This is a genomic window from Bacillus sp. THAF10, assembly GCF_009363695.1.
Lineage (GTDB): Bacteria > Bacillota > Bacilli > Bacillales > Bacillaceae_I > Sutcliffiella_A.
On sequence record NZ_CP045403.1, the window covers coordinates 1239712 to 1253054 of the forward strand.

General features: G+C 39.7%; 12 protein-coding genes. 9 read left to right on the forward strand and 3 right to left on the reverse strand.

Translation table 11 applies throughout. The features are described 5' to 3' along the window. Nucleotides 1–105 precede the first annotated feature (105 nt). Nucleotides 106–972 (forward strand): helix-turn-helix domain-containing protein, encoded by an 867-nt coding sequence (locus FIU87_RS06525; RefSeq protein ID WP_152446444.1) that lies wholly within the window; start codon nt 106–108, stop codon nt 970–972. A gap of 40 nt (nt 973–1012) precedes the next feature. Here the strand turns inward: FIU87_RS06525 and FIU87_RS06530 are convergent, their stop codons facing one another. After that, entirely contained in the window at nt 1013–2770 is a 1758-nt protein-coding gene (locus FIU87_RS06530; RefSeq protein WP_152443834.1) for an alpha-glycosidase, read from the reverse strand. Nucleotides 2771–3157: 387 nt separating this feature from the next. Here FIU87_RS06530 and FIU87_RS06535 point away from each other — a divergent pair, with 387 nt between their 5' ends. From FIU87_RS06535 to FIU87_RS06565, 7 genes are all read left to right on the forward strand, one after another. After that, nucleotides 3158–4447 (forward strand): sugar ABC transporter substrate-binding protein, encoded by a 1290-nt coding sequence (locus tag FIU87_RS06535; protein WP_152443835.1) that lies wholly within the window; start codon nt 3158–3160, stop codon nt 4445–4447. An 81-nt stretch (nt 4448–4528) separates the two neighbouring features. After that, the gene (locus FIU87_RS06540) at nt 4529–5821 is read left to right on the forward strand and encodes a sugar ABC transporter permease (protein WP_172970978.1); all 1293 of its coding nucleotides are present in this window, start codon (nt 4529–4531) and stop codon (nt 5819–5821) included. Further along, entirely contained in the window at nt 5821–6663 is an 843-nt protein-coding gene (locus FIU87_RS06545) for a sugar ABC transporter permease (protein WP_152443836.1), read from the forward strand. Before FIU87_RS06540 ends, FIU87_RS06545 begins: the two co-directional genes overlap by 1 nt. A gap of 66 nt (nt 6664–6729) precedes the next feature. After that, nucleotides 6730–8289 carry an alpha-amylase family glycosyl hydrolase gene (locus FIU87_RS06550; RefSeq protein ID WP_152443837.1) on the forward strand — a complete coding sequence of 520 codons (1560 nt, stop codon included), beginning with the start codon at nt 6730–6732 and terminating at the stop codon, nt 8287–8289. Nucleotides 8290–8368: 79 nt separating this feature from the next. Further along, complete coding sequence (locus FIU87_RS06555) at nt 8369–9394, forward strand: LacI family DNA-binding transcriptional regulator (protein ID WP_152443838.1); 1026 nt, start codon at nt 8369–8371, stop codon at nt 9392–9394. A gap of 210 nt (nt 9395–9604) precedes the next feature. Continuing rightward, nucleotides 9605–9925, forward strand: a complete 321-nt coding sequence (locus FIU87_RS06560) for a transposase (protein ID WP_152443397.1) — start codon at nt 9605–9607, stop codon at nt 9923–9925. 17 nt (nt 9926–9942) lie between these two features. Next, nucleotides 9943–10872: an IS3 family transposase gene (locus tag FIU87_RS06565; RefSeq protein WP_253905560.1), complete on the forward strand. Its 930-nt coding sequence runs from the start codon at nt 9943–9945 to the stop codon at nt 10870–10872. Between the two features lie 430 nt (nt 10873–11302). Here the strand turns inward: FIU87_RS06565 and FIU87_RS06570 are convergent, their stop codons facing one another. After that, entirely contained in the window at nt 11303–12166 is an 864-nt protein-coding gene (locus FIU87_RS06570) for an SDR family oxidoreductase (protein WP_152443840.1), read from the reverse strand. 82 nt (nt 12167–12248) lie between these two features. Between FIU87_RS06570 and FIU87_RS06575 the strand changes: the two genes are divergently transcribed. Next, a complete protein-coding gene (locus FIU87_RS06575; RefSeq protein ID WP_152443841.1) occupies nt 12249–12752 on the forward strand; it encodes a GNAT family N-acetyltransferase in 504 nt (167 codons plus the stop codon). Nucleotides 12753–12796: 44 nt separating this feature from the next. Here FIU87_RS06575 and FIU87_RS06580 read toward each other — a convergent pair whose 3' ends face one another. Further along, nucleotides 12797–13288 carry a YajQ family cyclic di-GMP-binding protein gene (locus tag FIU87_RS06580; protein WP_152443842.1) on the reverse strand — a complete coding sequence of 164 codons (492 nt, stop codon included), beginning with the start codon at nt 13286–13288 and terminating at the stop codon, nt 12797–12799. Between the last annotated feature and the right edge of the window lie 55 nt (nt 13289–13343).

The window sequence follows — 13343 nt, forward strand, 5'->3', positions numbered from 1 at the left end:
TTGATGATTCCGACATAAAATCATTCCTAGTTTAATGGTAATTTACTATAATAGAAAGAGATGATTTCGATTCTATTTGGATTAATCCGACATGAGGTGACCACAATGGCAATGATAGGAATGTCCATTCCACCATTTCCTAGTTTTATTAGGGGAGGGGAATATACCTTTCAAAAGGGAGAGCGACACTTTACACGAGTATTTACTGTTTTTGATCTTTTGTATGTGAAAAAAGGGACTCTCTATATGCAGGAAGGAGAGGAACAGTTTGAGGTAAAGGAAGGGCAATACGTTATTTTGGTGCCTGGGAAAAAACATAAGGGCTATGAGGATTGCCGGACAAAAACGGATTATTTTTGGCTGCATTTTACTGTAGAAAACGATAAGTTCCAAATGGTTGCAGACAAACAACTAGACTGGTCATTCGTGTACAAAAAAGAACCAACTTTTACAGAAGTAGGGCATTATCACTTTCATCTTCCCCAATACGGTGAAGTGAAGAGAAGGGAAATTGTGGAACAACAGCTGACATCGTTGTTAGCAAAAAGTGAAGCGCATGTCCCAGACTTCTATTTAAAGCAACAAATACACTTCTCTGAATTTATTGTCCAACTCCAAAAAGAGGCATTCTCCATCCCGAGTGCAACGGAAAAAGTATGCGAAATCTCCATGAAATATATCCAAGATCATTATAAGGAACCGATAAATATGACAGTCTTGAAAGAGAAGTTAAACTTTCATCCAGATTATATGACCCGATGCATGCAAAAGACGATCGGAAAAAGCCCAATGCAATATTTAACACATTTCAGACTTCATCATGCAAAAAGGTTACTGGCAGATTCAGAATACAAGGTTTCAGCTATCTCAAGAGAAGTGGGAATTGAGGATGTCACGTATTTTTCTAAGCTTTTTAAAAAAATGGAAGGCACCACACCGATGGAATATCGACGTCTTGTGCATCGGAAATAAGACAGTGCCCCTCGTTAGTGGACGAGGGGCACTGAGAAGATTAGTAGGATAAAATTTGAAAACCATATGGAGGGAGCTTGGATTGTAAGCTTTCTGCTTCCGCCGCAAAGTCTTCTTCTGTCCAAACGTCTGTTAAAAGCTTTCCTGATGTAGCTTCAGGTAGTGTGACTGTAAGCTCATTTCCACTGTTATTCACAATGAATAGGAGGGTTTTGTCCGCTTCTATCTTTTCATACATAACATGGTTGGTCTCATTGTTTGCTTCTATAAAACGGATATCTCCATTATTACCAAAGGCAGGCATTTCTTTACGAAGAGTAATGAGCTTTTTCACGAAGCTAAACATGTCCCTGTCTTGATTCTCTTCTTCCCAAATCATGCACTTTCGGCACCCTGGATCCTGTTCGCCAGTAATGCTAATTTCATCACCGTAATAAATACAAGGTGTGCCAATGAAGGATAGCTGAAATAAAAACAAGAGCTTTAGTTTGTTTTTATCGTCTTCACAAATGGTCAGGATACGTGGAGTATCATGGCTGCCAAGTAAATTAAATGCTACTTCATTTACATTGTTTGGATAGGAATGTAGCACCTTTGTAATGGAGTGGGCAAAATCCTCTGCTTTTGTTTTGTTTTTAGCGAGATAATCCAAGGTAGCTGTTGTGAAAGGGTAGTTCATGACAGCGTCGAATTGATCTCCTTGCAGCCAAGGCATGGAATCATGCCAGATTTCCCCAAGAATATAAACATCCTCTTTTTCTTCCTTCACCGCTTGTCTAAATTCTCTCCAGAACTGATGGTCTACTTCATTAGCGACATCAAGTCTCCAGCCATCAATATCAAATTCCCTTACCCAATAACGTCCAACATCTAACAAATATTTCTTCACTTCTGGATGCTCAGTATTAAGCTTTGGCATACTCGCAACAAAGGCAAAAGCATCATAATTTGGCTTTGGCTCCGTTTGAACTGGAAAGTCCCAAAGGTGGAACCAATCCTTGAATTTAGAGTTCTCGCCGTTTTTCAATACATCCTGAAATGGTTCAAAGTAGAATCCGCTATGGTTAAATACTGCATCAAGCATTACTTTTATCCCGTTTTCATGACAAACCTCAACAAGCTTCTTAAAGGTTTCCTTTGTACCAAACTGAGGGTCTATTTCCATGTAATCAATGGTGTCGTATTTATGGTTGGAGTGAGCCTTGAAGATTGGCGTAAAGTAAATACCTGTCACACCAAGGTCAACAAGATGATCTATATGTTCGATGACGCCTTCAAAATCACCGCCAAAGAAATTAGTGGTCGTTGGTTCCGTACTTCCCCAGGCTAATGCTCCTTCTGGATCGTTTGAGAGATTACCATTAGCAAATCGTTCAGGGAAAATTTGATACCAAACGGCATCCTTTACCCATGAAGGTGCAGTGAATACGTCAATTTTATTCAAATAAGGAAAGCAAAAATACAAACCACAATCTGTAGGTTCCTCTTCAAAAAAACCTTTTTCATTATAAACTACTGTTTCTTCCCCAGTTCGTAGAGAAAACCCATAGCGAAGACGGCGGAAAGGTGGACTAACCTCTGCTAACCAATAGTCGTGAAGGGAGTCAGAACCTGTTTTGATCATCGGTTTTTTTTCGGATACCCATTTATCCTTTTCCCATATGTAAGGGTCTCCGTGAATGAGGTCAACAGAGTTCACGTCATCTTTTTTTGTCTGCAGACGAATATGAAGCGTTGTGTCATTATATGCGTAGGCAAAATTACCAGAAGGACGATGATAAATCGCTTCTTTAAGCATGTTAAATCAACCTCTTTCCCCAATGCAATCGATTGCATTTTAATATAAAAGTATTTGGTGCATCCTATGAAAAATATCAACTTAAGGTTATGTTAAAAAGAAAGCGTTGTCAATGAGAACGTACTATTGGTGAGAAACGTAGATAGTCATTAGCTTTTGAGAGAGTGGAAAGACTGAAAGCTTAAAAACTGCCAATATAAAACATTATTAAATTTTTTGAAAAAAACTGGTTGTCAATCTGAGGATTACATGTATAATAAAAAGTGAAAGTTGTGCAATCGTTTTCACGAGAAATGAAAGCGCTATATGGATTCGCTTTCATTTTATGCAATCGTTTGTACGATTTAGTAGAAAAGATTTTTCAACAAATATGACGGAGGGGTCAAAATGAAAAAGTTCCTAGCAATGCTTATGGTTGCCGTCCTAACTTTAGGAGTACTTGCTGCTTGTGGTCCACAGCGTGAGGGAGGCACTACTGAAGGTGAAGGTAAAGGAAAAGGCGAAGGTACAACAACTGAAGGTGTAGAAAAGCCTGAAAGCTTAACAGTTTGGGTAAATGATGATGAAAAACAAAAAGCTGCATTAGAAGAAATCTTCGCAGCTTATAAAGAAGAAACTGGTATTGAAGTAAAAACAACTGCTATTTCTATGTTAGATCAAGTAGAGGCACTTGCGCTTGATGGTCCAGCTGGAAATGGTCCTGATATCTTCTTTGGTCCTCATGACCGTATCGGTGACATCGTTCTTCGTGGTTTAGCAAGTCCAATTGACTTAGGAGAAGATGCTTCTCTATACAGTGAAACAGCAATGAACGCTGTAACAGTTGATGGCGAAGCTTTTGGAGTACCACAAGTAATTGAAACATATGGTATGTTCTACAATAAAGATCTTGTTTCTGAAGAAGAAATTGCAACAATGGAAGGCGTTCTAAAGGTTGCAGAAGAGCAAACGGATCAAGGTCAAGATAAGTACGGTTTCTTAATGGAAGCAACAAACTTCTATTTTGTATATCCATTCTTTGCTGGTAACGGTGGTTATGTTTTCAAAAATGATGGTTCTGGATTCGATGCGAAAGATATCGGACTAGCTAACGAAGGTGCCGTTTCTGGTGGAGACCTTATTCAATCTTGGTTTGACAATGGCTACATTCCAAAAGAAATCACTGGCGATATCATGAGTGGTCTATTCACAGAAGGAAAAGTTGCTACAGTACTTACAGGTCCTTGGAATATTGCTTCTTATAAAGAAGCTTTAGGAGATAAACTTGGAACTGCGAAACTTCCAACACTTGAAAATGGAGATACTCCTAAATCCTTTGTTGGAGTAAAAACTTGGATGCTAAGCTCTTACTCTAAAAATCAAGAGTGGGCAATCGATTTAATGAAATTTATCACAAGCTATGATAATGCAATGAAGTATTATAAAGCTGCAGGAGAAATGCCTGCTCTTCAAGAAGCGTTAGAAAGTGATGAGATTGCTAATGATGAGCTAATCGGTGCGTTCGCTGAGCAAACTCAATATGGTGAGCCAATGCCAAATATCCCACAAATGCAACAAGTTTGGGAGCCAATGGGTAGCGCGCTTCAATTTATCGCTAATGGCGATGATGTTGGAGAAGTATTATCTGAAGCAGTTCAACAAATTGAAGATAATATCGCAGCTAGTGGAGCAGAATAATAATTATTGACTAGACCTGGTGGGTAGACTATGCTTCGACGCTAGTCTATCCACTATATTTCTTTAAGAGGAGGATCTACTATGTCTGGGACTAAAACTGAAAAAATGCGTTCGCACAATCCAACCTTGGCAATGATCCTTTCCATAGTTTTTGCTGGGTTAGGTCAACTCTATAACCGCAGATATGCGAAAGGGATTAGCTTCATCATCATTGAGGCAGCATTTTTGATTACGTTCTTTGAATTTCTAAACATCGGTTACTGGGGATTATTCACGCTAGGAGAAATCCCGGGACTTGACCACTCTATCATTTTACTTATACAAGGACTAATTTCTGTCATTATCACTGTGTTTGCAGTGGCCTTATACTATCTTAATGTTGTAGATGCGAAAAACAATGCTATCGACCTCAAGCTAGGAAAAGAAAAGCCAACTGTAAAAGAAGCATTAAAAAACTTCTATGACACTGGATTCCCTTACTTTATGGTTATTCCAGGTCTAATCATGCTTATTTTCATCGTTGTACTGCCATTGTTGTTCATGGTGTCATTAGCTTTTACGGATTACAATCTGTACAACACGCCACCAAGAGCACTTTTAAGCTGGGTAGGATTCGAGAATTTTGTAAACATGGTATCGATTCCAATTTGGAAAGATACGTTTGTTAGTGTTTTTGCCTGGACGATTGTTTGGACAGTTTGTGCCACAACAGGACAAATCGCACTTGGGCTATTCCTTGCTCTACTAGTTAACGACCCGCGCATCAAATTTAAACGTACGATTAGAACAATCTTAATTTTACCTTGGGCAGTGCCGGCATTTGTTACGATTCTTATTTTTGCTGCGATGTTTAATGATCGTTTTGGAGCAATTAACCGTGACATTCTAGGCACAATTGGTGTTGCCTTACCTTGGTTAACAGACCCGTTCTATACAAAAATAGCTATCATCATGATTCAAACATGGCTAGGCTTCCCATTTGTTTTTGCACTATTTACTGGGGTCCTTCAAAGTATTTCAAAGGATTGGTACGAAGCTGCAGATGTGGATGGGGGAACACGTTTCCAGAAATTCCGTTTTATCACACTACCGCATCTTTTATATGCAACAGCTCCATTATTAATTATGCAATATGCAGGTAACTTCAATAACTTTAACATTATTTATCTATTTAACCAGGGGGGGCCTGCAGTACGTGGACAAAATGCTGGAGGGTCCGATATCTTGATTTCCTGGGTATACAAGCTAACATTTGATACGAGTAACTATAACATGGCGGCAGCGATTTCTATTATCCTCGGATTGATTGTTGCTGGATTTGCTTTCTTCCAATTCCGCCGAACTCGTTCGTTTAAAGAGGAGGGTAGCATTTAATGAATAGAAAAACAAAATCCAAACTAGAAGTGTCACTTATCTACTTATTTATCGGTTTTATGTTTATCATTATTGCCTACCCGCTTCTGTGGACAATAGGATTATCCTTTAATCCTGGCAATAGCCTTTACTCTGCTTCCATCATTCCAGAGAACTGGTCTTTGGTTCATTACAAATGGCTGTTTACAGATCCGCAGAGTGACTATTTAATCTGGTATAAAAACAGTATTATTGTGGCAGTAGCTAACTCCTTCTTTTCTGTAATGATTACTGCCTTTGTAGCTTATGCATTCTCACGTTACCGCTTTAGAGGAAGAACATATGGACTTTATGCATTCTTGCTTCTTCAAATGTTCCCTGCGCTAATGGCAATGGTAGCAATTTACATTCTTTTGAATATGATTGGTCTGTTAGATAGCTTAGTGGGCTTAACACTCGTTTACATCGGTGGACAAATTCCATTTAACGCTTGGCTTGTAAAAGGTTATTTCGATACGATTCCGAAAGAATTGGACGAAGCAGCACGCATGGATGGAGCAGGACATTTTGGGGTGTTTTTCAAAATCATGCTTCCACTTGCAAAGCCTATTCTAGCAGTTGTAGCGCTATTTAACTTTATGGCACCATTCACAGACTTTATCCTGCCACGTATTGTGTTGAGAAATCCGGATAACTATACGCTGGCACTGGGCTTGTTTAACTTTATTAATGATCAGTTTGCCAACAACTTTACCCGATTTGCAGCCGGTTCCATCCTTATTGCAATCCCGATTGCGCTAATGTTCTTATTCTTACAGCGCTATCTCATCTCTGGATTAACTGCAGGTGGAACAAAAGGATAAAAATAGTATATAATCGTTTATGGAATCTAGATAAACACAAAAACGATTTAAGGGAGGGAAGCGGAATTGAAGAAAAGAGTGATGGGGCTCATTCTCGTTCCGTTTCTTCTTTTTTCTGCATGGTTTGTTCCATTCGTTCAACCTGTACAAGCTGAAAAAGAAGAACACGCATGGCAAGATGAGATTATGTATTTTATTATGATTGACCGTTTTAATAACGGAGACACTTCTAATGACTTTGATGTGAACCGTGATGACCCGAAGGCTTATCATGGTGGGGACTTTCGTGGAATTACAGAAAAACTGGATTATCTGAAGGATATGGGTTTTACTGCCCTATGGCTTACTCCTATTGTTCAGAATGAAGAAAAAGGCTACCATGGCTACTGGACAGAGGATTTTTATAATGTGGAAGAGCACTTTGGCACACTAGAAGATTTTAAGGAATTAGTGGCTGAAGCTCATAAACGTGATATGAAAATCATTGTAGACCTAGTCGTCAACCATACAGGCTACCAACATGCTTGGCTTAAGGAAGAAGATAAAAAAGATTGGTTTAATCCAAACGAAAGCATTCGCGATTGGAATGATCAAGAGCAGGTAGAGAATGGATGGATTTATGGATTGCCAGATATCAATCAAAATAATCCTGAAACTCGCAAGTATTTATTAGACATGGCAAAATGGTGGATTGAAGAAACAGATATTGACGGATACAGGCTTGATACCGTGAAGCACGTTCCTAAAGATTTTTGGGAAGATTTTTCTAAAGAAATGAAATCCGTCAAGGAAGATTTCTTTTTAATTGGGGAAGTGTGGCACGATAATCCTGAATATGTTGCAGGATATCAGGAAACGGGAATTGACTCACTTGTGGATTATCCAACCTACAACGAGTTAACTAGAATTTTTACCACACCAAACCAACCGCTGACACGGCTAAGTTCTATTCATTATCATAATCAAAATTCCTACGAAAATCCTAATATTCTTGGCACATTTCTTGATAATCATGATGTAGAGAGGTTTACTAGAGCAGCAGTGAAAAAGAATCATCATCCTCCTACAAGATTAAAGCTTGCTCTTACTTATATGTATGGAGCACCAGGAATTCCTATTATCTATTATGGAACGGAAATTGCGCTTGATGGCGGGGAAGACCCTGACAACCGGAGAGACATGAATTTCCGAGCTGATAAAGAATTGATGAACTATATCACCAAGCTTGCCGAACTTAGAAAGACGCTTCCAAGCCTTACCCATGGCACCTATGACATGGTCTATGACAACGGCGGAATGGCTGTTATTAAGCGTGAGTACGAAGGCGAAATTACTTTTGTGGCGATAAACAATACTACTGAAACGAAAGTAGCACAAATAGATGCTGAATTGGTTGGCGAGAATATGGAGCTTCGAGGAACACTTGGGGATGAACTTGTTCGAAATTCAGATGGAAAGTACTCCATTGGACTAGACAGAGAAACAGCAGAAATTTATACCGTATCCGAAGACTCCGGTGTTAACATTGCTTTTGTTGGTGCCATGGCGCTCATTTACGGTGGCTTTGTTGCTTTTATCGCAGCAGCCATTATTAGAAGGAAAAAGATGAAAAATAACAAAGATTGAGGGTGAATTCCTGCATTTGCAGGGAAAAACCCCTCTGATATGTATGCGTTTACAATTTATTTTAAGGGGGAAAAGGTGCATGGCAGTAACCATAAAAGATGTTGCAAAGCTTGCCAACGTTGCACCTTCCACAGTTTCTCGTGTGATCGCAAATAATCCGAGAATAAGCGATAAAACAAAAATACGCGTGAGAGAAGCGATGGAAGAGCTTGGATACCATCCAAACTTTATTGCTCGAAGTCTTGCAAACCAGTCAACTCAAGTAATTGGACTAGTTATGCCGGCATCGGCAGATAAAACATTTCAAAATCCCTTTTTCCCAGAGGTGATTAGGGGAATAAGCACAGCCGCTCATGAAAAGCAGTATGCACTTCAAATGACAACAGGTGTAACGGCTGACGAAATTTTAGAAGGCGTCAGACAAATGGTTCAAGGAAGAAGAGTAGATGGTGTCATCCTTCTTTATTCGGCAGTAGAGGACAAAATTATCAAATACCTCCAAAAAGAATGCTTTCCATTTGTAGTAATTGGAAAACCCTTTGATCAGGTGGAGGAAATCACTCATGTGGACAATGATAACTACCGAGCTGCAAAGGAAGCCACTCAGCATTTACTATCACTAGGTCATGAGCGGGTAGCATTTGTAGGAGGAAGCATTCAGCTTGTGGTAACCATTGACCGGTTACTAGGCTACGAAAAGGCAATTAGGGATTCAGGAATCAAATATCGAGATGAATATATCGTTCATGAGGAATTTTTAAAAGAGGGCGGACAGGAAGCAATATCTGAATTGTTATCCTTAGAGGAGCCACCAACGGCACTAGTAGTATCGGATGATTTAATGTCCCTGGGGATATTAAATACCCTCCATGATATGGGGATCTCCGTTCCAGAGCAAATCTCCATTGTGAGCTTTAATAATGTGCTATTAGCGGAAGTGGCACGTCCACCGTTAACTTCTGTAGATATTAACATCTTCCAGCTTGGCTTTCAGGCTGCGAAGACGTTAATACAGAAGGTAAAGGATCCGAGTGAGCCGGTCAAGCGAATAATCATTCCGCATTCAATGGTGAAGCGACATACGTGTAAGGAATTAGAAAAGTAAAAGTGGAAAACCGGTCTCGGGGGCGAGGCCGGTTTTTTTTAGGTGGTAGTTTAGGGGAGCGGTTTTGAGAGAGAGGGGAGGTGGGGTGCGGTGCGGCGCGCGAAATTTGCCGATGTGTGTCGAATGGCCTTTATCCTATTTAGCCCCCTAACTGATTTGGACACCTACTTCAAAAGATATTATCATAGAAGTATCAAAGGAGGAGTCCAAATGAGTAAACGTAATGGACCGATGGAAGATGTAAAAAAGCAATATGTGAGAATGGCACTTGAATCTGGGAATACTGCTTTTATCGCTAGGAAAACTGGAGTGAGCAGTTCTACTCTAGGAAATTGGATAAGACAGTATCGCGATGAAATAGAAGCAGAGATGGAAAAAGACGGTGTTAGGCCACTTTCAGAGTCTACTTCTACTCAAGAACTTCAAAAGAAGTATGACCATGCCATGAAACTTTTAGGTGAAAAAGAACTAGAGGTAGCGATGCTTCGCCAAATGGTAAAAAAAAACTTACCAACCTTTCGGAACAAATAACTTTCGCTAAAGAGTGGATTGACGAGGGATTCCCTGCCAGCCGTGTATTAAAGTATGCTTCCATTACTCGTTCTACTTATTATTACCGTTTGGCCAATCCACCAAAAGCTAAGGTTCCTACAGGGGGAAGACCTATACCTGGCTATTCCCTGAACAGAAAGACGAAAAAGAAAGTAAAAGATACGTCAATCAAAGTGTATCTCATGCAGCTTATCGAAGGGGAAGAAGAGATATACGGATATAGGAAGTTAACAAAAGCTTTAAGAAGAAAACATCATCTCATTATCAACAAAAAGAAAGTGTATCGTCTATGTAAAGAGCTTGATATCTTGATGCCTCAAAGGGAAAAGAAGCAGAAACACCTACGCAGACTCGCAAAGAATCGTAAGATTACAGGTCCTAATCAGTTGTGGCAAGTAGATATTAAATATGGATATGTGATGAATTCTCGCCGTTTTTTCTATCTTGTGAGCGCAATAGATGTGTTTGATCGAAAGATTGTGGGGTACTATCTTGGGAAGACGTGTGAAGCGACTAAAGTTACCAAGATGTTGATGAAAGCTATGATGAAACGTGGTGTCAAAATGACATCAGCTGAAGAAGTTGGACAAGGGGAAAGTAGACTCATTATTCGTTCAGATAATGGCCCTCAGTTTATCAGCAACCATTTCCAACAGTTTAGTGAGGATAAATTCGAACACGAACGAATTCCACCAAAATCACCAAATATGAACGCTTATATAGAGTCTTTTCATAGTGTGCTTGAAAGAGAATGTTATCAGAAAAACGAATTTATAACTTTTGATCATGCGTTTAATACTGTGGATGCTTATATTGAATTTTATAATAATAGAAGGTATCACGGCAGTTTAAACGACTACAGTCCAAGTGAGTATTATGCCAAATGGTTGGCAAAATCCATGGATCCAGTAGAGCTAACGATGTAACGTTTACCCCGAGAAGAAAGGTTAAAGCGATTCACTTTAACCTTTCTTCTCGGGGCAACCAAGCGCAAGCGCGGTAGAAGATTAAAATAATGAGATAACCCTAGTAAATAGTAGTATGTGTCCAAACTTAGGGGGTTGAACCGTATCTAGCTCGACTTGGCTTAAATAATTGGAAAGTGGCTTAAAAAATCGAAAAGTGGATTAAATAATTCTAAAGTGGCTTAATTACATCGAAAAGTCGCAAAAAAAATTCAGCCACACCACGTCAGACACAAACTAAAGCTCAAAAAATGACGGAAAATACTCAGAATACCTACTTTAAACTCCAAAAAACAGGTAACTTTAAGTAAAAGCTTTCAAATTCCCATCAAAACCGCAATTTCCTCATAAACCCAACTCGCACGCACCAGCCCAAAATGCCCCCTAAGCACTACCCATTCACAATCTTCCCGCCATTCACATGCAGCATCTGCCCGCTCATATAAGATGCGTCATCGCTTGCTAAAAACACATAGCTCGGTGCTACCTCCTCAGGCTGCCCTGGCCGCTTCATAGGCGTGTTTGCGCCAAAGGTTGCGACTTTTCCACTGGAGAACGTCGAAGGTATCAACGGAGTCCATATTGGACCTGGTGCTACGCCATTCACCCGGATACCCTTCCCGGCTAGCTGCAGAGCCAACGAACGTGTAAAAGCCACAATCGCTCCTTTTGTAGCAGAATAATCCAATAGCTGCTCATTTCCTGCATAGGCGGTTACAGATGCCGTATTAATAATAGAACTTCCACTCGTTAAAAATGGCAGTGCTGCTTTCGTCAAATAAAAAAAGGAAAATATGTTAGTCCGAAACGTTTTTTCTAACTGCTCGGCAGTGATATCCTCTAAACTACCTTGAGGATGTTGTTCTGCAGCGTTGTTTACAAGCACATCAATCTTATTAAAGTTAGCCATCGTCTCATCGACTATTTGTTTACAAAATGCTTCGTCACCAATATCACCGGCAATCAGATGGCATTTCCGTCCTTCTGCCTCTACTTGGTGCTTTGTTTCCTCAGCATCGGCATGCTCATTTAAATATACCACCACTACATCAGCTTCTTCTTTTGCAAAATAGACGGATATGGCACGCCCAATCCCGCTGTCGCCACCAGTAATAATCGCAACCTTATCCTTTAGTTTACTGCTTCCTTTATAATGAATATCTTCAAATTTAGGAGCAGGACTCATTTGCGACTCCATTCCTGGCTGTTGAGCCTGATGCTGCGGTGGCAAGGTTTGTTTTTGTTGATTACCCATCCTAACACCTCCAATAATCTTTCCTATTATGAGAAGAAGCCATATAATTTATCCAATGGGAGAAAACAAGGGGGAACTACTTATGAGAATTAGAGAGGCGACACTTGAAGACGCAGCTAGCATTATCAAACATAGTAAAATTACCATTGGGCAGGGTCGAAATCTTTTAACATCTCCAAATGAATTTACTATCACACTTGAGGAGGAAATCGAATGGATCACAGAAAATATGAATAAACGCCAGCTCATTCTTGTGGCTGAAAAAGGGACAGAGATCATCGGCATGTTAACTGTCAGAAGGGGCTCTAGGGAGAGAGTCAAGCATATTTGCCATTTCGGAATAAGCATTCAGGAAGCATATTGTAATTTAGGGCTAGGCAGTAAAATGATTCAACAAATGCTATTATGGGCAGCGCAAGATAGTGACATTGAAAAAGTATGCTTGGAAGTTTTTACACATAACCAGAGAGCGATTCATGTTTATGAAAAGCTAGGATTTAAAATAGAAGGAAAAAAGGAGAGGCATGTTAAATTTGAAGATGGAACCTATTCCGATGAACTACTAATGAGTCAATTTGTGAAATAGAATAAGGTGCCGAGTCCTCCACTAGGAGACATGGCACCTCTTTTTTAACGATAATTAACAAATTGTAAGTCAACATCCAAATCTGATTGCCTCAAAGCAGAAATGACCTGCTGCAAATCATCACGATTTTTGCCTGTTACACGAACCTGATCATCTTGAATTTGGGTCTTTACTTTTAATCCGGAATTTTTGATGATTGTGTTAATTTTCTTCGCATTGTCCTTATCAATCCCTTGGACAAGCTTGCCGCGTTGTCGAACAGCACCTTTAGAGGCATCTTCAATTTTTCCGTATTGGATGTTTTTCGTCGGAACATTTCTTTTGATCATTTTACTTACAAGGACATCTTTGAGCTGATCAAGTTTAAATTCACTATCAGAAAGTAGCACAAGCTCTTCTTTTTCAAGCTTTATGTCACTAACAGAGCCTTTGAAGTCAAAACGGTTTTGAATTTCTTTTAACGCAATATTTATGGCGTTGGTTACTTCGGACATGTCCACTTTGGACACAATATCAAATGAGCTTTCTTTTGCCATAGGAACCCCTCCACTTTTAGATGGTAATTAAATGAAACTATCGCTTTCTGTTCTT

What these genes read in the sequence shown, in the direction of transcription:
- FIU87_RS06560 (WP_152443397.1), top strand. Translation starts at nt 9,605, where the DNA reads ATGAGTAAACGTAATGGACCGATGGAAGATGTAAAAAAGCAATATGTG.
- FIU87_RS06545 (WP_152443836.1), top strand. Translation starts at nt 5,821, where the DNA reads ATGAATAGAAAAACAAAATCCAAACTAGAAGTGTCACTTATCTACTTA.
- FIU87_RS06575 (WP_152443841.1), top strand. Translation starts at nt 12,249, where the DNA reads ATGAGAATTAGAGAGGCGACACTTGAAGACGCAGCTAGCATTATCAAA.
- FIU87_RS06555 (WP_152443838.1), top strand. Translation starts at nt 8,369, where the DNA reads ATGGCAGTAACCATAAAAGATGTTGCAAAGCTTGCCAACGTTGCACCT.
- FIU87_RS06580 (WP_152443842.1), bottom strand. Translation starts at nt 13,288, where the DNA reads ATGGCAAAAGAAAGCTCATTTGATATTGTGTCCAAAGTGGACATGTCC.
- FIU87_RS06535 (WP_152443835.1), top strand. Translation starts at nt 3,158, where the DNA reads ATGAAAAAGTTCCTAGCAATGCTTATGGTTGCCGTCCTAACTTTAGGA.
- FIU87_RS06540 (WP_172970978.1), top strand. Translation starts at nt 4,529, where the DNA reads ATGTCTGGGACTAAAACTGAAAAAATGCGTTCGCACAATCCAACCTTG.
- FIU87_RS06570 (WP_152443840.1), bottom strand. Translation starts at nt 12,166, where the DNA reads ATGGGTAATCAACAAAAACAAACCTTGCCACCGCAGCATCAGGCTCAA.
- FIU87_RS06525 (WP_152446444.1), top strand. Translation starts at nt 106, where the DNA reads ATGGCAATGATAGGAATGTCCATTCCACCATTTCCTAGTTTTATTAGG.
- FIU87_RS06530 (WP_152443834.1), bottom strand. Translation starts at nt 2,770, where the DNA reads ATGCTTAAAGAAGCGATTTATCATCGTCCTTCTGGTAATTTTGCCTAC.